Here is an 18,094-nt window from a genome sequence, read left to right as displayed (position 1 = left end):
TTTTCGAATCTTCACTGGACGTTCCCGATGAATCCGCAAGAACTCAAGACCATCATGGGCTCCGGCCTGCTCTCGTTCCCGCTGACCGACTTCGACAGCAACGGCGACTTCAACAAGAAGGGCTACGAGCAGCGCCTCGAATGGCTCGCCCCCTACGGCGCGAGCGCGCTGTTCGCGGCCGGCGGCACCGGCGAGTTCTTCTCGCTCACCGGCGACGAGTACCCCGGCATCATCAAGACCGCGGTCGACACCTGCCGCGGCGTGGTGCCGATCATCGCGGGCGCCGGCGGCCCCACGCGCTTCGCCATCCAGTGCGCGCAGGCCGCCGAGAAGGCCGGCGCGCACGGCATCCTGCTGCTGCCGCACTACCTCACCGAGGCCGGCCAGGAAGGCCTGGCTGCGCACGTCGAGGCCGTGTGCAAGAGCGTGAAGTTCGGCGTGATCGTCTACAACCGCGCCACCAGCCGCCTGAAGCCCGACACGCTGGCCGCGCTGGCCGAGCGCAACCCCAACCTCGTCGGCTTCAAGGACGGCGTGGGCGACATCGAAGCCATGGTCGCCATCTACCAGAAGATGGGTGACCGCTTCGCCTACCTGGGCGGCCTGCCCACCGCCGAGGTCTACGCCGCCGCCTACAAGGCGATGGGCACGCCGGTGTATTCGTCGGCCGTCTTCAACTTCATTCCGAAGACCGCCATGGACTTCTACAGGGCCGTCGCCGCCGACGACCTGCCGACGCAGCACCGCCTGCTGAAGAACTTCTTCATGCCTTATCTCGAGCTGCGCAACCGCGTGCCCGGCTATGCCGTGAGCATCGTGAAGGCCGGCGCGAAGATCGTCGGCCACGACGCCGGCCCCGTGCGCGCGCCTCTCACCGACCTGAAGCCCGCCGAGATGGAGCAGCTCAAGGCGCTGATCGACTCGCTCGGCCCGCAGTAAGCCGCGCCAGCCTGAAGACGAAACCACAACAACGGAGACAAGACAACATGTTCCTCAAGAAGCTCTTCCTGGTCGCCGCCTCGGCAGCCCTGTTCTCGGCCTGCTCGGTGATGCCCTCGGGCAATGCCGCGTCGGCCGCGCCCGAAGTGGCCGCCGCCGCCGAGCGCCTGCGCATCGCGATGATCGACCCCACCGCTCCCGCATTGGGCGCGCTGGTGGCCGACGACCTCAGCTACGGCCACTCCGGCGGCAAGGTCGACACCAAGACCAGCTTCATCGCCGACCTGCTCGACGGCAAGTCCGACTTCGTGACCATCGCCATCACCGACCAGACCGTCAAGGTGGTCGACGGCAACACCGCCATCGTGCGCCACACCCTCACGGCGGACACCAACGACTCGGGCAAGCCCGGCAAGGTGGCGTTGAAGATCCTGGGCGTCTGGCAGAAGCAGGGCGGCAGCTGGAAGCTGTTGGCCCGGCAGGCTGTGAGGATCTAGGTCGAATGAAGAAGAGAGTTCTTCTTGGGGCGGCCCTCGCGGCTGCCTCGGCGGTGCTGCTGCCCCAGGTCGCCTCGGCGCAGTCCGATGCATGGCCGCAGCAGAAGCCGGTGACCATCGTCGTGCCGTTCCCGGCCGGCGGCTCCACCGACATGGTCGCGCGCGCCATCGCGCTGCAGCTGCAGACCAGGCTCGGCGGAAGCTTCGTCGTCGACAACCGGCCCGGCGCCACCGGCACCATCGGCACGGGCCAGGTCAAGCGCGCTGCGCCCGACGGCTACACGCTGCTGGTGTCCTCGCTCGGCGCCTTCGTCGTCACGCCGCACCTGCAGAAGAGCGTGCCCTACGACGCGACGAAAGACTTCGACTACATCAGCGTGCCCGTGCAGGCGCCCAACGTGCTGGTCGCGAATATCGCGCGGCCCGAGCACACGGTGGCCGACGTGCTGACGCTGCTGCGCAAGACGCCGGGCAAGGTCTCGTTCGCGAGCTCGGGCAACGGCTCGTCCGACCATCTCTCTGCCGAGCTCTTCTGGCAGCAGACGAAGACCGAAGGCGTGCACGTGCCCTACAAGGGCGGGGCGCCGGCGGTCAACGACCTGCTGGGCAACCAGGTCGACTTCTCGTTCCAGAACGTCAATGCCGTGCTGCCGCACATCCGGGCCGGCAAGCTGCGCGCTATTGCCGTCACTGGCGACAAGCGCTCGCCCGTGCTGCCTGACGTGCCCACGCTGGCCGAGGCCGGCGTGAGGGGGGCCGAGGTCTATTCGTGGCAGGGCATGGCTGCGCCCAAGGGCCTGCCGCCCGCCGTGAAGAAGAAGCTGAGCGACGCGGTCATCGCCGCCATGCAAGACCCTGAGACGAAGAAACGCATGCTCGACCAGGGCCTGGAAATCGTCGCCAGCACCCCCGATGAATTCACCGCCTTCCAGTTGCGCGAATGGACGCGTTGGAAGACATTGATCGACACCCGCCACATCACCGCAGACTGAAGCACGCAGCCCGAAGATGACAAGCCCTGAATCCGTTGTTTCCAAAGCCGTGACAGGCGTCCCCGTCGTCACCGGCATGCGCGTGGTCCCCGTCGCGGGCCACGACAGCATGCTGATGAACCTCAGCGGCGCGCACGGCCCGTTCTTCACGCGCAACCTGCTGATCCTGACCGACAGCGCCGGCCACACCGGCGTGGGCGAAGTGCCCGGCGGCGAGAAGATCCGCCAGACGCTGGAAGACGCGCGCGATCTCATCGTCGGCCAACCCATCGGCCGTCACAACGCGATCCTCAACAGCATGCGCAGCGCTTTTGCCGGCCGCGACAGCGGCGGGCGCGGCCTGCAGACCTTCGACCTGCGCGTGACCATCCATGCGGTCACCGCCGTCGAAGCCGCGCTGCTCGACCTGCTGGGCCAGTTCCTCGAAGTGCCCGTGGCGGCCCTGCTCGGCGAAGGCCAGCAGCGCGACGCGGTGCAGATGCTTGGCTATCTCTTCTACGTGGGCGATCGCAGGAAGACCGATCTGCCTTACGAGAGCGACCCCGACGCCGACAACGACTGGTTGCGCCTGCGCCACGAGGAAGCCATGACGCCCGAGGCCATCGTGCGCCTGGCCGAGGCCACGCATGCGCGCTACGGTTTCACCGACTTCAAGCTCAAGGGCGGCGTGCTGCGCGGCGAGGAAGAAGTCGAGGCGATCCGTGCGCTGCACGAGCGCTTTCCGAATGCCCGCGTCACGCTCGACCCCAACGGCGGCTGGCTGCTGCAGGACGCGATCCGCCTGTGCCGCGACCTGCACGGCGTGATGGCCTATGCCGAAGACCCGTGCGGCGCCGAGGGCGTGTTCTCGGGCCGCGAGGTGATGGCCGAGTTCCGCCGCGCCACCGGGCTGCCGACCGCGACCAACATGGTCGCCACCGACTGGCGCGAGATGGTGCACAGCCTCTCGCTGCAGTCGGTCGACATCCCGCTGGCCGATCCGCATTTCTGGACCATGCAGGGCTCGGTGCGCGTGGCGCAGCTGTGCCAGGCCTGGGGCCTGACCTGGGGCTCGCACTCGAACAACCACTTCGACGTGTCGCTCGCGATGTTCACCCACGTGGCCGCTGCGGCGCCGGGCAAGGTGACCGCCATCGACACGCACTGGATCTGGCAGGACGGCCAGCGCCTGACCAAGGCACCGCTGCAGATCGAGGAAGGCTTCGTGAAGGTGCCCACGCGCGGCGGTCTGGGCGTGGAACTCGACATGGACGAAGTCGAGAAGGCGCACCAGCTGTACCTGAAGCACGGCCTAGGCGCGCGCAACGACGCGCAGGCCATGCAGTACCTGATTCCGGGATGGACCTTCGACAACAAGAAGCCCTGCATGGTCAGGTAAAGGCGTAGTCTCCGTTTCTCATCATTCCCGCAGCCGGAGCCCTCGCTCCGGCTTCTTTCTTTTCATCCATCGAGCAGCAAGGAACCCAACATGCAGAACTTCGACAACCTCATCGGCGGCGAATGGCGTGCCGGCGCGGGCTACAGCCCGAACGTCAATCCGAGCAACCTGTCGGACGTGATCGGCCAGTACACGCAAGGCGATGCCTCGCACGTCGACGCGGCAGTGGCCGCCGCCACCGCGGCCTTCCCGGCCTGGGCCACGGGCAGCGTGCAGGCGCGCTCCGACGCGCTCGACAAGATCGGCAACGAGATCCTCGCGCGCAAGGAAGAGCTGGGCACGCTGCTGGCGCGCGAAGAAGGCAAGACCAAGGCCGAGGGCATCGGCGAGGCCGCGCGCGCGGGCTACATCTTCAAGTTCTTCGCGGGCGAGTGCCTGCGCCTGTCGGGCGAGGTGCTGCCTTCGGTGCGGCCCAACATCGGCGTGGAGATCACGCGCGAGCCTGTCGGCGTGGTCGGCCTCATCACGCCATGGAACTTTCCGATTGCCATTCCGGCCTGGAAGATCGCGCCTGCACTGGCCTTCGGCAATTGCGTGGTGCTGAAGCCCGCCGACCTCGTGCCGGGCTGCGCCTGGGCGATCGCGGAGATCATCAGCCGCTCGGGCATTCCGGCGGGCGTGTTCAACCTCGTGATGGGGCGCGGCAGCGTGATCGGCAATGCGCTGGTCAACCACCCCGGCATCCATGCGATCAGCTTCACCGGCTCGGTGGGCGTGGGGCGCAACATCGCGGTGCAGTGCGTCACCAACCACAAGAAGGTGCAGCTCGAGATGGGCGGCAAGAACCCGCAGGTGGTGCTCGACGACGCCGACCTCGCGCAGGCCGTGGAGCTGAGCGTGCAGAGCGCCTTCTACTCGACCGGCCAGCGCTGCACCGCATCGAGCCGGCTCATCGTCACCGAAGGCATCTATCCGAAGTTCATCGCCGCCATGAAGGAACGCATGGCGAAGATCAAGGTGGGCGACGCGCTCGCGCAGGGCACCGACATGGGCCCGGTCTCGTCGAAGTCGCAGCTCGACCAGGACATGGAATACGTCGCCATCGGCAAGGGCGAGGGCGCCACGCTGGCCGCTGGCGGCGAGCTGCTGAAGCTGGAGACCGACGGCTACTACATGTCGCCCGCACTCTTCAGCGAATCGTCCGCCGCGATGCGCATCAACAAGGAAGAGATCTTCGGCCCGGTGGCCAGCGTGATCCGCGTGAAGAACTACGAGGAAGCACTGGCCACGGCCAACGACACCGAGTTCGGGCTCTCGGCCGGCATCGCCACCACCTCGCTGAAGTACGCCACGCACTTCAAGCGCCACAGCCAGGCCGGCATGGTGATGGTCAACCTGCCGACGGCGGGTGTCGACTACCACGTGCCCTTCGGCGGTCGCAAGGGCAGCAGCTACGGCCCGCGCGAGCAGGGTCGCTACGCCCAGGAGTTCTTCACGACGGTGAAGACGGCCTACACGCTGGCCTGACCGGTCTTCAGGCGGGCGGAAGCGAAGACGGCGGCGCGCGGCGGCGTCTTCGCATGATGTATTCGACGAGCTCGAACACGCCTTCGCTCAGCAGTGCCAGCGCGGCTGCAGGCAGCGCGCCCGCCACCAGCAGCTCGCGGTCGTTGAGCGCCAGCCCCGTCACGATGCGCTCGCCGAATCCACCCGCGCCGATGAAGGCCGCGATGGTCGCCGTGCCGATGGCGATCGCCGTGGCCGTGCGCACGCCCGCCAGCAGCGTGGGCAGCGCGAGCGGCAGCAGCACCAGCCGGAGGCTCTGCGGCGGCGTCATGCCAAGTGCCGTGCCCGCCAAGCGCAGGCCGTTAGGCACTTCGGTCAGCCCCGTCACCGTGTTGCGCATGATCGGCAGCAGCGAATAGAGCGTGAGCGCGATCAGCGCCGGCAGCGCGCCGATGGCGCCCAGCATCGAGATCAGCACGGCCAGCAGCGCCAGCGAGGGCACGGTCTGCAGCAGGCTCGCGAAGCCCAGCACCACCGCGCGCAGCCGCACATGAGGGAACACCAGGATTGCGATCGGCACGCCGACGAGGACGGCGATGCCCACCGACAGCGCCACCAGCAGCAGGTGCTGGCGCGCGAGCTTCCACAGGTCCGGCCCGAACAGCTTGGCCATGAAACCCCGGCGTTCTTCCTTCGGCTGCGCCTTCGCATCCTTGCTGCCCGTGCTCGCGAGAAAGTCGCGAGCGATCACGTCGAAGGGCACGCTCTGCAGTTCGGCGCGTGCATTCATCGCGATCATGGCGTGCTCGTCGACCTTGCCTTCCAGCGCCTGCAGCGCAGCCCAGGCCTTGGGCAGCCGCGTGGGCAGGTCGAGCTTGTAGAGCACCACCGCGTCGTAGCGCGGAAAGTACTTCCTGTCGTCCTCCAGCACGCGCAGGCCGAGGTGGTCGATCTTGGCGTCGGTGGTGTAGATGTCGATCACGTCGATCTGCTTCGCGGCCACCGCGTCGTAGGCCAGCCCGTGATCGAGGCCGGTGGGCGTCTGCGTGAAGCCGTAGCGTCCGGCCAGGCCCTTCCAGCCGTCGGCGCGGCCGATGAATTCGTTCGACAGGCCGAACTTCAGCTCGGGGTGCTTCGCCAGGTCGCTCAGCGTTCGGAGGCCCAGCCGCTCGGCGTCGGCGGCGCGCACCGCGAGCGCATAGCCGTCGTTGAAGCCCAGCGGGATCGCCACGCCCAGGCCCATCGGCGCGAGCGCGGCGTTCATCGCTTCGCGCGTGTCGGCCGGTGCGCCCTTGAGGATCTCGAGCGCGATGGTGCCGGTGTATTCGGCGTACAGGTCGATGGCGCCCGAGCGCAGCGCCTCGTACACGATGGCCGTGTTGCCCAGCCCCTGCCGCACGACGGGCGGCGTGGCCGTGTGCGGTGCCGCCGTCTGCGCCAGCAACTCGGCCAGGATGTACGACTCGGTGAAGCGCTTGGACCCGACGCGCAGCGTCTCGTCCGCCGCCCGCGCGATGCCGCAGACGGCAAGCCAGGCGAGGGCGAAGAGCAGGGCGGCGCGCAGGAGGCTGCGGGGCAGGTGCATCCGGGCCAGTGTATAGACAACGCCCCGTTCGGCGTACCCGCCAATCTCCTACACGCCATGGTGCGCCGAGCCGATGGGGCAGGCGGCTGGCGAGGCTCACAGTCGGGTGCGATGAAGAAGACCAAGCCCGCGAAAGAAGAAGTCGACCTTCCCGGCCCCGACGTCCACGGCTTGCGCGAACTGCCAGGCCTGCAGGTCGACGGCTACAGCCTGCAGTTGCGCGACAAGGACGGCTTCGTCGGCGACCAGGCCAGCCAGACCGCATTTCGCGAACTGCTCGAACACTGGCGCAAGCGCCGCCGCAGGAAGGGCAAGGATCCGCTGGGCAAATCGCATTCGCGCGACCTCGCCAAGAAGGAGCTCGACCGCGTGCTGCAGGAGAAGAAGGCGTCCGAAGCCACCGACCTGATGCATGTGGCCATCGAGGAGTTCGCGCAGGAACTGGCCTCCGTGATCCAGCGCTTCATGCGCCAGCCCTCGTGGAAGAAGGTCGAGCGCATCGTGATCGGCGGCGGCTTTCCCGAGAGCGACGTGGGCGAGCGCGCCATCCTGCAGGCCGCCGCCATCCTCGAGGAGCTTGGCCCGCACGTGCAGATCGCCCGCCTGTCGCACGACGTGGACGACGGCGGCCTGATCGGCTGGGCGCACCTCGTGCCGCCCGCCATGCTGAAGGGCCACGACGCGATCCTCGCCGTGGACATAGGCGGCACCAACGTGCGCTGCGGCATCGTGAAGACGCGCCACCGCAAGGCGCCCGACTTCTCGCTGGCGAAGGTGGTTCGGCGCGAGAAGTGGCGCCACGCGGACGAGGGCCCGAACCGCGGCGGCATGGTCGACCACATCGCCGGCATGCTCGAGGACATGGTGCGCTACAGCGAGCGCAAGAAGATCCGGCTCGCGCCCTTCGTCGGCATCGGCTGCCCGGGGCTGATCCGGCCCGACGGCTCCATCGCCCGCGGAGCGCAGAACCTGCCGGGCGACTGGGAGGGCCACGCCTTCCACCTGCCCAGCCAGCTGTGGCGCCGTATGCCGATGATGGGCTCCGGCCCGACGCTGGTGCTGATGCACAACGACGCGGTGGTGCAGGGCCTGAGCGAGTTGCCTTTCATGCGCGACGTGCGGCACTGGGGCGTGCTGACCATCGGCACCGGGCTCGGCAACGCGAGCTTCACCAACAGGGACTGATGTCAGCCCGTCGTCTGTCTTGCCATGGCCCGCAGCCGTGGCAGCAGGCGGCCCAGCGCGATGGCGAAGTTGCCGAGCGCAATAAGCATCGTGGCCGACAGCAGGGCCGGAATGCCCTGGGCCACGATCAGGTGGCCGGCGAGCAGGGGATAGCCGAACACGCCGATGAAGTAGGACAGGCTGAACAACAGCAGCGCCTGTGGCGTCTCGCCCTGCGGCGCTTCGTTGGCGGCCAGTCCGTTGATGACCGAATAGGTCAGGCCGTAGCCCACGCCCAGCGTCACCGAGGCGAGCAGATAGCTGGGCCAGTCGCTCACGAGAAACCGGAACATCGCGATCGACAGGACGACAAGGAAGGTGAGGACGGCAGCTGCGAGGTGGGGGTTCTGGCGGACGACGATGCCTGAAAGCAGCATGCGGCAACCGATGGCCGCACCCATGAAGCCGATGAAGAAGATCGAGAAGTCCAGTCCCTTGGCTGCGGCGTAGGCGGTCTGAAAACTCGACAGGCCCCCGAAGATGGCGCCCCCGAGCCCCACCATCGCGATTGGAAAGACCGCCTTCGCCTGCAGTACCCGCAAGAGGCTTGCCCAGGACAGCCGGGTGGCCCTGGCCGCGCCCTGGGTGGCCGTGATGCGGCGGATCGGCTCGTGCAGGAAGAAGAAGATCAATGCGCCGCACAGGCTCGTTGCCGCGGCAAGCCAATATGTGGCTTCCAGCGGCCAGCCCAGAAGCTTCGCACCCCGGCCCAGGATCGGCCCGCTGCCGATGCCGCTCATCATGCTGCCGGACAGCAGCGCGAAGTACCGGATGCGCCGTGCCGGTTCAACGATGGCAGCCACGATGATCGGCCCGAGCGTGTAGAACGCCCCCCAGCCGCAGCCCAGCAGAAGACCGCAGATCCGCATGCTCTGGCCCACGCCCGGCACGAGGGCAAAACCCAGGCAACTGGCGGACAGGATCAGGCCGGACACACCCACCGCGCGCGGTGCCCCCACGGCGTCGCTGGCATGGCCCGACAGGATCACCGCCACGATCGTGCTGACGATGGCCGTCGAGATGATCAGACCGGTGTCGCCCTCGTTGCCGCCGCGCGAGGCGACCAGCAAGGCCAGCAGGAAGGTCGTGCCATAGGACATCGATAGCAGGTAGCCGCCGAGGCAGAACAGCGAGAACACGCGGGGCGAAGCGCCGGCCGATGTCGGGCTCGTGGAGGCCTCGGCGGCAGGAGTAAGGGGCTGGGTGCTCATTCCGGTTGCCTCTGCGAAGCTTGTGAAGCGACGGATTCTGGTGGCCTCATTACTCCGAATAAACCGCAAGATTTCACTCCTTGCTTGCGGAGGTGTGAAACTTTCACGAACAGGAAGGAGCCGCGCGATGCGCTTGGGTGACGAGCGGCCGCGGCTACAGGTCCTCGGCCCGCAATCCTTCGATGCGCACGCTTGCGGAGACTGAGGCAACGTTTCCCGCCGCATCGGCCACACGCGCCTCGATGTTCACGGCGCCGGGCCTCTTCGGCGTCCACGCGCACACGTACGGCGCGGCGCGCAGCGTGCACGCGGTCTTGCCGTCGACGATGAACTTCAGCTCGGCCACGGCCACGTTGTCGGAAGCAGTGGCGGTGAGCCTTGCCGCAATGCCGGTCGCGACGCTCGCGGGCGCGGAGAGCGCCACGGTGGGCGGCACCGTGTCCGAGGGCGGATTGACGATCACGTTGGCCGAGGCCACGGCCGAGTTGCCCGCCGCGTCGACGGCGACCACGCGGATCGTCTGAACGCCCGGCGCGCTCGGCGTCCAGCTGCAGGTGTAGGGCGGGGCGGTGAAGGTACAGATCGGGATGCTGTCCCTGCCCAGCACCTTGACGCCCCACACGCCGGCGTTGTCCACCACGGCCGGCGCGATGACCGTGAGTTGCCCGACGGTGGCCATGGAGGGCGCGGCCACCGACACGGTGGGCGGCGCGGTGTCGGCACCGCCGAGCGCCAGGTCGATGGTGAACATCTGCTGGCCCTGCACCGCCTTCTGCTCGAAGGCATCGAAGATGGTGAACCAGCTCGCGCCGGGCGCGCGGTTGGCGGCGCGGGCCTTGACGAGCAGCGTCGTCTTGCCGGTGGCGAAGCAGCTGAAGCCGCAGTCCCAGTCGAACACGAAGCGGCCGGAGGCGTCGGCCACGCCGGTCACCAGCATCACCAGCGGCTTGCCGGCTCCCGGGTTGCGCCACACCGAGACCTGCGCGCCGGGCAGGGCGGTGCCGGTGTCGCGATCGGTCACGCGCACCTGGGTGGCGGTGGTGCCGGCCATGAACTTCGAGCTGCCGAGCTTGGGCCAGTCGGTCCAGTCGGTGTTGATGTTGGCCTTGGTGCCTTCGGTAAAGCGGATCAGCTCGAGCGTGGCGACGCGGTTGGCCGCCGGATCGCGGCGCTGCTCGAAGACGGTGCCCAGAAGGGGGTCGAGCCGCCAGTGCTGACGGGTCCACCAGTAGCGGTCGGCATCGTTGGCCAGCGCCAGATCGGTGACTGGCGCGACGCCGGTGGTGTCGGCGACGGCGATGCCGTTGTAGTACTCGCCCGCGCCGGCGCCGAACACATGCTCCAGCTCGTGCATCAGCGTCTTGAGCTGGCGGCCCAGGTAGTCCTTCTCGGTGGATTCGGGCGCGCCCGGCGTGGGCGCGCGCGAGAGGCGCAGCGGGTCGTGAATGGCGATCCAGTTCAGGTTCCAGGCCACGCCCTTCTGCGGAAAGGTCCAGCTCATCGACAGCCCGCCGTGGCTGTAGCCGCGCGTGGACTTCGAGACGCACACCACCACCTCGCCGTTGACCAGCCCGTTGTAGCTGCACTGCGGCGCGTTCGCGGGCGCGAGCAGCTGCAGGTCGGCAGCGGGGTCGAAGGCGAAGCTGCGCACCGTTTCGCGCGTGAACACGGTGTTGACGTCGGCCACGTACTGGGCGAGCCGGCGGCCCGCCTCGGCGGGTCCGATGTCGGCGGCGAGCTCGGGGTCGACGATGAACTTCAGGCGATGAGTGCTGGGGGCGGCCCGGCCGACCTCGTCCATGGCGGCGAAGGCGGGCGTCGCGATTCCAGACAGTGCGAATACCGTTGGTATGGCAGCAAACGCCAGATTGGCCAGGGTGCGCAGCGAGAAGAAAGCTCGCATCGGTTTTCCCCGGAGGCCGGGGCGCAGGACTCGGACGGACGGCGCTTCGGTCGGCCCCGCGGGAGGCCGTGCCCAAGCGGGCTACCCCGCTACGCAGGGGGTGCAGGGAGATCCGTTCGAGCCCTTCCGATGGCGAACCGGTGGCTGGGCAAGCCTGTCAATCCCCGAAACCGGTAGGTATTTTAGTCTACATGTTCAATTGGTTTCAATTGTGTTGCATTTGTGCTTCCGGCGCCACAGCTTCGCCGCCCAGCGCCTTGTAGACCGCCACCAGGCCCACCGCCAGCCGGCTGGAGCTTTGTGCCTGGTCGCGCCGCGCCTGCAGCAGGGTGCGGCGCGCGTCGAGCTCCACGCCGAAGTCGGTGAGCCCGCCTTTGTAGCGCGCCGACGCTAGCACCAGCGCGTCGCGGCTGCGGCGCTCGCGCTCGGCCAGTTCGGCTTGCCGTTGCCGCTCGGCGGCGTAGGCGGTGAGGGCCGAATCGATCTCGTGCCAGGCCTTGAGCACGGTCTGCTGGAAGGCCACGGCCGCTTCCTGTTGCTGCAGCTCGCGCAGCTCGACGGTGCCGCGGCGACGGCCGCCGTCGAAGATCGGCAGACTGATCGACGGCCCCACGTGCCATTGCCTGCTGCCCCATTCGCCGAAGCGCTCGCTGCCCACCGATTCATAGCCGAAGCCGGCGCCCAGCGTCACGCGCGGATAGAGGTCGGCCACCGCCACGCCGACGCGGGCTGTGGCCGCGTGCAGTTGCGCCTCGGCGGCCGCGATGTCGGGTCGGCGGCGCGCGAGTTCGCCCGGCTGGCCCAGCGCGAGCGCGGGCAGCGTGGGGGTATCGAGTGCGTCACCGGCGGCGGTGTCGGCCAGTTCGGCGTTCAGCGTGCCCGGCGCGGCGCCGGCCAGCAGCGTGATGCGGTTCATTGCGTCGGCCTCCTGCTGCAGCAGCGCGGGAATGCGTGCGCGCAGTTCGGCAAGCAGCGCGCGCTGGCGCGCCGGGTCCAGGTCGGTCACGAGGCCGCCGTCGGCGCGCGCCTGAACCAGCTCGAGCGATTCGGAGGCCGCCGCGTTGTCGGCACGCGCGATGCGCAGTTCGCGCTGCGTGCCGCGCAGCTCGAAGTAGTTGCGCGCCAGCTCGGCCTGCACGCTGAGCCGGGCCTGCCGCAGCAGCGCGGCCGAGGCGCCTGCGTCGGCATCGGCCGCCTCGATGGCGCGGCGCACGCGGCCCCACAGGTCGATTTCCCACGAGGCATCGAAGCCGGCCTGGTAGAGGTTGTAGGGCTCGCTGAGCGTGCGGATGAGCTGGTCGCGGTTGGAGACCGACGAGCCCAGCGCGTCGATCATCCGCGTGGCGGCGCCGGTCTCGCTCTGGCGCTGCCGGGTGACGCCGGCGCTCGCGTTCAGCTGCGGCCCCTGCTGCGCGGCGGTGGTGGTGCGCTGCACGCGGCTTTGCGCGAAGCGCAGCGCGGCCGTCTGCAGATCGGGGTTGCTGGCGAGCACCATGGCTTCGAGGCGGTCCAGCACCGGATCGCCGAAGGCCTTCCAGTCGCCCGATGCGATGCCGGTGCCCGCGGCGCTCTGCCGTTCCGCGCCGAGCAGCGTGGGCGAACCGCCATGCCATGTGGACCAGTCGGCGGGCGCATCGGTCTTTGGCGACTGGTGATCGGGCCCCACGGCACAGCCGGCAAGAGCGAGGGCGAGCGAGAGCGATGCAGCGGCGCAGGCAAGGGAAGAAAGAGGATGGGACATGGCGTGCTCCCGTTTTCAGACAAGGCGATTGCGGAACAGCCACGCCGCCAGCGGCAGCGTGACGGCGGCGATGACGGCCAGCGGAATCAGGTTGTGCCAGACCGTGGCCAGCCCGACGCCTTCGAGGTACACGCGCTGCACCAGGTCGATGGCGAAGCGCAGCGGATTGGCCAGCGTCGCCACCTGCAGCGCGTGCGGCATGTTGCGCACCGGCGTGGTCAGGCCCGACAGCAGCATCAGCGGCATCAGCAGCACGAAGGCGTAGAGCATGGCCTGCTGCATGTTGGCCGACACGGCGGAGATCGACAGGCCGATGCCCACGCTCGCCACCGTGAAGAACAAGAGCCCCGTGTAGAGCGTGACGAGCGAGCCCGCCATCGGAATGCGGAACCAGAAGAGCGCCACCAGCAGGATCAGCGAGGACTGCACCAGCCCCACCAGCACCGGCGGCAGCGCCTTGCCGATCATGATTTCGAGCGGCGACATCGGCGTCACCAGCAGCTGGTCGAAGGTGCCCTGTTCACGTTCGCGCGCTACTGAAAGCGCCGTAAGCAGCAGCGTCTGCAGCATGCTGAGCGCGGCGATCATGCCGGGCAGCAGGTTCCATCGCGTCTCGAGATTCGGGTTGAACCACGCGCGCGATTCGACGGTCAGCGAAGGCGGCGGCGCGCCTGCGCGCATGCGCAGTTCGGCGTTGTAGCGCTCGACCACCGCGCTCACGTAACCCGCCGCCGAGCCGGCGGTATTGGAGTTGCGCGCATCCAGGATCAGCTGGATGGCCGCCGTCTGCCCCGCGCTGAGCTGCTGCTCGAAGTTCGCGGGAATCTGGATGACGAGCAGCGCCTTCTCTGTATCGATCACTTCGCGGATGTCGGCCTGCGAGCGCAGCGTGGCGACGCGATGGAACACGCCCGTGCTGTCGAGGTGTGCGATCAGTTCCGACGATGCGCCGTTGCGGCTCTGGTCGAGCAGCGCATAGGGCACGTCGTTGAGGTCGTAGGTGGCGCCGTAGCCGAAGACCAGGCTCTGCATGATCGCCGGCGCCACCAGGATGGCGCGCGTGGCAGGGTCCTTGAGGATGGTCAGAAGCTCCTTGCGGCAGAGGTTGGCCACGCGAAGAAAGAAGTCGATGAGGGCGTTCATGGCCGTGCTTTCAGTCGAGGCTCTTTCGCGTCACCGCACGGGCCACCAGCAGCAGGCCCACCGCGTACGCCAGCAGGATCGCGCAGTTGCGCCACACCAGCGGCCAGACGTCGCCCGCGAGGAACAGCGTCTTGATGAGGTCCATGAAATAGGTCGCCGGCAGCAGGTGGCCGATCACCCACACGGCGGTGGGCACGTTGCGCAGGTCGAAGAGAAAGCCCGACAGCATCATCGAGGGCATGAAGGTCGCGATCAGTGCCACCTGGCTCGCGAGGAACTGGTTGCGCGTGACCGAGGAGATCACCAGGCCCAGGCTCACCGCCACGATCAGGTAGAGCATCGAGGCGAAAACCACCACGACGAGCGAGCCGTACATCGGCACCGTGAACAGGTAGCGCGCCGACAGCAGGCACAGCGCGAGGCCCAGCATGCCGACCGCGAAGTACGGAATGATCTTCGCCAGCAGGATCTCCACCGGCCGCACCGGCGTGACGAAGAGCGCCTCCAGCGTGCCGCGCTCCCACTCGCGCGCCATCACCAGCGCGGTGAGGAAGGCGCCCACCAGCGTCATGATGAGCACGATGAGCCCCGGCACCAGGTACCAGGTGCTGGTGTTCGCCGCGTTGAACCACATGCGCTGCTCGACCGTGACGCTGCCGGTGGGCGGTGCGTCGGCGCCGGTGCTGTTGCCGCCCCGGTCGAGCCGCCGCACCGACGACTGCATGAGCGCACCCGTCACGTAGGCCTGGATGATGCTCGCGCGCCCCGCGTCGGAGCCGTGCACGATGAGCTGCACGCGCGCATTGCCCGCGGCGAGCGAGAGCGAGAAGTCGGAGGGCACGCGCACGATGCCGTCGACCTTGCGCTCGCGCATGAGCTCCTCGGCGTCGTGCATCGAGCCCAGCAGCACAGGCGCGATGGTGGGCGAGAGCTCCAGCCCGGCGATAACTTCGTGCGCGGTGGGCGAGGCGTCTTCCATCACCACCGCCACGGGCGCGTTCTTCACGTCGAGCGACATGCCGTAGCCGAAGATCAGGATCAGCACCATCGGCAGCAGGATGCCGATGGCCAGGTTGCTGCGGTCGCGCAGCAGCTGGCGGAACTCCTTGCGCGTGAGGGAGAGCAGGCGGGACCAGAAGCCGCTCATGCCGGTACCTCTGCGCGGACCTTGCGCCGCGCCTTCTCGACGATGCCGATGAAGGCCTGTTCCATGTCGATGCGCTTTTCCCTGTCGTCGCCGAGTGCCTGCGCGCGCACCTCCTGCGGCGTGCCGATGGCCAGCACCTTGCCCGCGTCCTGGATCACGATGCGGTCGCAGTACTCGGCCTCTTCCATGAAGTGCGTGGTGATGACGACCGTGGTGCCGCCTTCGGCCAGCGCGGTGATGCGCCGCCAGAACTCGCGGCGCGCGAGCGGGTCGGCACCGCTGGTGGGCTCGTCGAGGAACAGGATCTCGGGCTCGTGCAGCAGGCCCGTGGCCATGGCCAGGCGCTGCTTGTAGCCGCCGGGCAGCTGGCCGCTGGGCGAGTCGAGTGAGTGGGCGAGGTCGAACTGGCGCAGCACCGTGTCCATGCGCTCGCGCAGCTTCGCTCCGCGCAGGCCGTAGGCGCCGCCGAAGAACGAGAGGTTCTCGCGCACCGTGAGGTTGCCGTAGAGCGCGAACTTCTGCGAGACGTAGCCGATGCGCTGCCGCGCCTGCGCACGGGCATGCCGAAGGTCGACGCCGGCCACGCGCAGTTGCCCGCCGCTGGCCGGCAGCAGGCCGCACAGCATGCGGAAGGTGGTCGTCTTGCCCGCGCCGTTGGGGCCGAGCAGGCCGAAGATCTCGCCGCGACGCACCGAGAAGCTGGTGCTGGCCACCGCGACGAAATCGCCGAAGCGGCGCACGAGGTCCTTCACTTCGATGACCACTTCGCCGGGCTGGCCGGCGTCTTGCCGCGGCGTGGCTGGCATGGCCGCCGGCGTGGTGTCTTCATGCGAGGCCTGGGTGCGCAGCAGCGTCATGAAGCCGTCTTCGAGGCGCGGCGCGACGGGCTCGGCGTGTGCGCCGTCCAGCAGTTCGTCGAGCCGCGCTTCGCCCGTTGCCTCGCGACGGATGAATCGCACCTCGCCGCCCTGGGGCACCGCATCGACGATCTCCTGCCGCGCATCGAGCAGGCGAGCCTGCAGCAGCCGCGGCGGCTCGTTGTCGGGCGGCGTGGCTATGAAGCACAAGCCGTCCGCCCGGTCGCGCAGCTCGGCCGGCGCTCCCTGCGCCAGCAGCTTGCCGCCGTGCAGCACGAACACATGGCTGCAGCGCTCGGCCTCGTCGAGGTAGGCGGTGCTGACGATGACGGAGAGCCTTTCCTCGTCCACCAGCTGCTGCACGATCTCCCACAGCTCGCGGCGCGAGAGCGGGTCGACGCCCACGGTCGGCTCGTCGAGCAGCAGGAGGTCGGGCGAACGCACCAGCGTGCAGGCCAGCCCGAGCTTCTGCTTCATGCCCCCCGAGAGCTTGCCTGCCGGGCGGTCGGTGAAGCGGCCGAGATCGGTCATCTCCATCAGCCGCGCGTAGCGCTCGCGCCGCCTGTCGCGGGGCACGCCGTGCAGGTCGGCGTAGAGGTCGAGGTTCTCCTGCACGCTGAGGTCGTCGTAGAGGCCGAAGCGCTGCGGCATGTAGCTGATGCGGTCCTGCACCGACTGCGGGTCGGCCGACACGTCGATGCCGAGCACGCGCAGCTCGCCTTCGTCGGCGCGCATCAGGCCGGCCATGAGGCGCAGCAGCGTGGTCTTGCCGGCGCCGTCGGGGCCGACCAGCGCGGTGAGCGTGCTGGCGGGGATTTCGAGCGACACGTCGTCGAGCGCATGCACGGCCGCGGCCGGCGGCTTCGGCACGAAGCGCTTGTGCAGCGAGCGTCCGGCCACGGCCGGCCCGGTGGCGGTCATCAGGGCTTGCCGGTGGCAGTGGAGGAAGAACCGGAAGAGGGCGGTGGCGACAGCTGCAGCCGCACGGTGGCCGGCATGCCGAGGCGAAGCCGGTCCTGCGGGTCGTCGACCATCACGCGGACTTCGTAGACCAGGCTGCTGCGCAGCTCCTCGGTCTGCACGGTCTTGGGCGTGAACTCGGCCACCGACGAGATGTAGCCGACCTTGCCCGCGATGGTCTCGCCGGGCTGGCTGTCGGTGCTCACGCGGGCTTCCTGCCCGGCGCGCACGCGGCCGAGGTCTGGTTCAGCCACGTAGGTCCGCACCCACTTGGGATCGGTGATGGCGAGCGTGAAGGCCGGGCGCTGCGGAGAGGCCATGTCGCCGGGCTCGAGCAGGCGGGCGCGCACGATGGCGTCGATCGGCGCCTTGAGCTCGGCCTCGGTCAACTGGTGGTTCATGAGCGCGAGCTCGGCGCGGGCCGATTCGAGCTGGGCCTGCGCCTGTCCGATGTCTTCCTTGCGCGGGCCGGTCACCACGAGTTGCTGCGCCTTGCGTGCGTTGTCGAGCTGCGCCAGCGCCACCTTGCGCCGGGCCTGCGCGCTGTCGAGATCCTGCTGGCTCACGGCCCGGCCGGCGGTGGTGGTGCCGATGGCCTGCAGGCGAGCGAGCTGCTGCTGCGCCAGTTCGGCATCGGCCTGCGCGGCGGCCACCTGGGCGCCTGCCTGCGCCACTTCCTCGGGACGGCTGCCGGTCTTCAGGCGCAGCAGGGCCTGTTCCTGCACGCCGATGCGCGCCTGCGACTGCGCCACGCGCAGCACCAGCGAGCGGGTGTCGAGCCGGCCGAGCACCTGCCCGGCGCGCACGCGGTCGCCCTCGCGCACCGTCAGCTCGGCGATGCGGTCGTTGGCGTTGAAGGCCAGCGAGACCTGTCGCAGGTCGACGTTGCCGTACAGCACGAGCTGGTCGGAGGGCGTGGCGGAGCGGTTCGCGTACCACCAGCCGCCCACCGCGGCGGCGATGGCCACGACGGCGACGGCGATGAGGGGTTTCCTGTTCATGGCGTGTTTC

At 68.8% G+C, this 18,094-nt stretch carries 14 protein-coding genes; 6 read left to right on the top strand and 8 right to left on the bottom strand.

Annotated elements, in window-relative coordinates; translation table 11 throughout:
- Positions 1–27 precede the first annotated feature (27 nt).
- The 5 genes from kdgD to BMY35_RS21660 all read left to right on the top strand — a co-directional run bounded on the left by kdgD (position 28) and on the right by BMY35_RS21660 (position 5,333).
- The gene (gene kdgD, locus BMY35_RS21680) at positions 28–939 is read left to right on the top strand and encodes a 5-dehydro-4-deoxyglucarate dehydratase (RefSeq protein WP_093203508.1); all 912 of its coding nucleotides are present in this window, start codon (positions 28–30) and stop codon (positions 937–939) included.
- A 47-nt stretch (positions 940–986) separates the two neighbouring features.
- Positions 987–1,436, top strand: a complete 450-nt coding sequence (locus BMY35_RS21675; RefSeq protein ID WP_093203506.1) for a nuclear transport factor 2 family protein — start codon at positions 987–989, stop codon at positions 1,434–1,436.
- A 5-nt stretch (positions 1,437–1,441) separates the two neighbouring features.
- On the top strand, positions 1,442–2,428 hold the full coding sequence (locus BMY35_RS21670; RefSeq protein WP_093203503.1) for a Bug family tripartite tricarboxylate transporter substrate binding protein: 987 nt from the start codon (positions 1,442–1,444) through the stop codon (positions 2,426–2,428).
- 16 nt (positions 2,429–2,444) lie between these two features.
- Positions 2,445–3,806, top strand: coding sequence for a glucarate dehydratase (gudD, locus tag BMY35_RS21665; protein ID WP_093203500.1), 1,362 nt, complete (start codon positions 2,445–2,447; stop codon positions 3,804–3,806).
- 90 nt (positions 3,807–3,896) lie between these two features.
- A complete protein-coding gene (locus BMY35_RS21660) occupies positions 3,897–5,333 on the top strand; it encodes an aldehyde dehydrogenase family protein (RefSeq protein WP_093203497.1) in 1,437 nt (478 codons plus the stop codon).
- Between the two features lie 7 nt (positions 5,334–5,340).
- Here BMY35_RS21660 and BMY35_RS21655 read toward each other — a convergent pair whose 3' ends face one another.
- Positions 5,341–6,897: an ABC transporter permease/substrate-binding protein gene (locus BMY35_RS21655; protein ID WP_093203495.1), complete on the bottom strand. Its 1,557-nt coding sequence runs from the start codon at positions 6,895–6,897 to the stop codon at positions 5,341–5,343.
- 111 nt (positions 6,898–7,008) lie between these two features.
- Between BMY35_RS21655 and BMY35_RS21650 the strand changes: the two genes are divergently transcribed.
- On the top strand, positions 7,009–8,082 hold the full coding sequence (locus tag BMY35_RS21650) for an ROK family protein (RefSeq protein ID WP_093203492.1): 1,074 nt from the start codon (positions 7,009–7,011) through the stop codon (positions 8,080–8,082).
- Between the two features lie 2 nt (positions 8,083–8,084).
- On the opposite strand, the gene BMY35_RS21645 is transcribed toward BMY35_RS21650, so the two are convergent.
- The 7 genes from BMY35_RS21645 to BMY35_RS21615 all read right to left on the bottom strand — a co-directional run bounded on the left by BMY35_RS21645 (position 8,085) and on the right by BMY35_RS21615 (position 18,084).
- Positions 8,085–9,260 (bottom strand): MFS transporter, encoded by a 1,176-nt coding sequence (locus BMY35_RS21645; RefSeq protein ID WP_206169379.1) that lies wholly within the window; start codon positions 9,258–9,260, stop codon positions 8,085–8,087.
- A 226-nt stretch (positions 9,261–9,486) separates the two neighbouring features.
- A complete protein-coding gene (locus BMY35_RS21640) occupies positions 9,487–11,133 on the bottom strand; it encodes an Ig-like domain-containing protein (RefSeq protein WP_256229126.1) in 1,647 nt (548 codons plus the stop codon).
- Positions 11,134–11,440: 307 nt separating this feature from the next.
- A complete protein-coding gene (locus BMY35_RS21635; RefSeq protein WP_093203485.1) occupies positions 11,441–12,976 on the bottom strand; it encodes an efflux transporter outer membrane subunit in 1,536 nt (511 codons plus the stop codon).
- Positions 12,977–12,991: 15 nt separating this feature from the next.
- Complete coding sequence (locus BMY35_RS21630) at positions 12,992–14,119, bottom strand: ABC transporter permease (RefSeq protein ID WP_093203482.1); 1,128 nt, start codon at positions 14,117–14,119, stop codon at positions 12,992–12,994.
- A 10-nt stretch (positions 14,120–14,129) separates the two neighbouring features.
- Positions 14,130–15,266, bottom strand: a complete 1,137-nt coding sequence (locus BMY35_RS21625; RefSeq protein ID WP_093203479.1) for an ABC transporter permease — start codon at positions 15,264–15,266, stop codon at positions 14,130–14,132.
- A complete protein-coding gene (locus BMY35_RS21620; protein WP_093203477.1) occupies positions 15,263–17,044 on the bottom strand; it encodes an ATP-binding cassette domain-containing protein in 1,782 nt (593 codons plus the stop codon). Before BMY35_RS21620 ends, BMY35_RS21625 begins: the two co-directional genes overlap by 4 nt.
- On the bottom strand, positions 17,044–18,084 hold the full coding sequence (locus BMY35_RS21615; protein WP_093203474.1) for an HlyD family secretion protein: 1,041 nt from the start codon (positions 18,082–18,084) through the stop codon (positions 17,044–17,046). Before BMY35_RS21615 ends, BMY35_RS21620 begins: the two co-directional genes overlap by 1 nt.
- Positions 18,085–18,094 lie beyond the last annotated feature (10 nt).

This window comes from Variovorax sp. YR750 (assembly GCF_900109805.1).
GTDB classification, from domain to species: Bacteria; Pseudomonadota; Gammaproteobacteria; order Burkholderiales; family Burkholderiaceae_C; genus Variovorax; species Variovorax gossypii.
The sequence above is the reverse complement of the archived record's forward strand: the minus strand, read 5'-3'. Positions and strand labels throughout refer to the sequence as shown.

Excerpts from the sequence above, each read along its gene's own strand:
- BMY35_RS21615 (WP_093203474.1), bottom strand. The coding sequence starts at position 18,084 with ATGAACAGGAAACCCCTCATCGCCGTCGCCGTCGTGGCCATCGCCGCC.
- gudD (WP_093203500.1), top strand. The coding sequence starts at position 2,445 with ATGACAAGCCCTGAATCCGTTGTTTCCAAAGCCGTGACAGGCGTCCCC.
- BMY35_RS21650 (WP_093203492.1), top strand. The coding sequence starts at position 7,009 with ATGAAGAAGACCAAGCCCGCGAAAGAAGAAGTCGACCTTCCCGGCCCC.
- BMY35_RS21640 (WP_256229126.1), bottom strand. The coding sequence starts at position 11,133 with ATGGACGAGGTCGGCCGGGCCGCCCCCAGCACTCATCGCCTGAAGTTC.
- BMY35_RS21625 (WP_093203479.1), bottom strand. The coding sequence starts at position 15,266 with ATGAGCGGCTTCTGGTCCCGCCTGCTCTCCCTCACGCGCAAGGAGTTC.
- BMY35_RS21660 (WP_093203497.1), top strand. The coding sequence starts at position 3,897 with ATGCAGAACTTCGACAACCTCATCGGCGGCGAATGGCGTGCCGGCGCG.
- BMY35_RS21675 (WP_093203506.1), top strand. The coding sequence starts at position 987 with ATGTTCCTCAAGAAGCTCTTCCTGGTCGCCGCCTCGGCAGCCCTGTTC.
- BMY35_RS21620 (WP_093203477.1), bottom strand. The coding sequence starts at position 17,044 with ATGACCGCCACCGGGCCGGCCGTGGCCGGACGCTCGCTGCACAAGCGC.
- BMY35_RS21630 (WP_093203482.1), bottom strand. The coding sequence starts at position 14,119 with ATGAACGCCCTCATCGACTTCTTTCTTCGCGTGGCCAACCTCTGCCGC.
- BMY35_RS21635 (WP_093203485.1), bottom strand. The coding sequence starts at position 12,976 with ATGTCCCATCCTCTTTCTTCCCTTGCCTGCGCCGCTGCATCGCTCTCG.
- kdgD (WP_093203508.1), top strand. The coding sequence starts at position 28 with ATGAATCCGCAAGAACTCAAGACCATCATGGGCTCCGGCCTGCTCTCG.
- BMY35_RS21670 (WP_093203503.1), top strand. The coding sequence starts at position 1,442 with ATGAAGAAGAGAGTTCTTCTTGGGGCGGCCCTCGCGGCTGCCTCGGCG.
- BMY35_RS21655 (WP_093203495.1), bottom strand. The coding sequence starts at position 6,897 with ATGCACCTGCCCCGCAGCCTCCTGCGCGCCGCCCTGCTCTTCGCCCTC.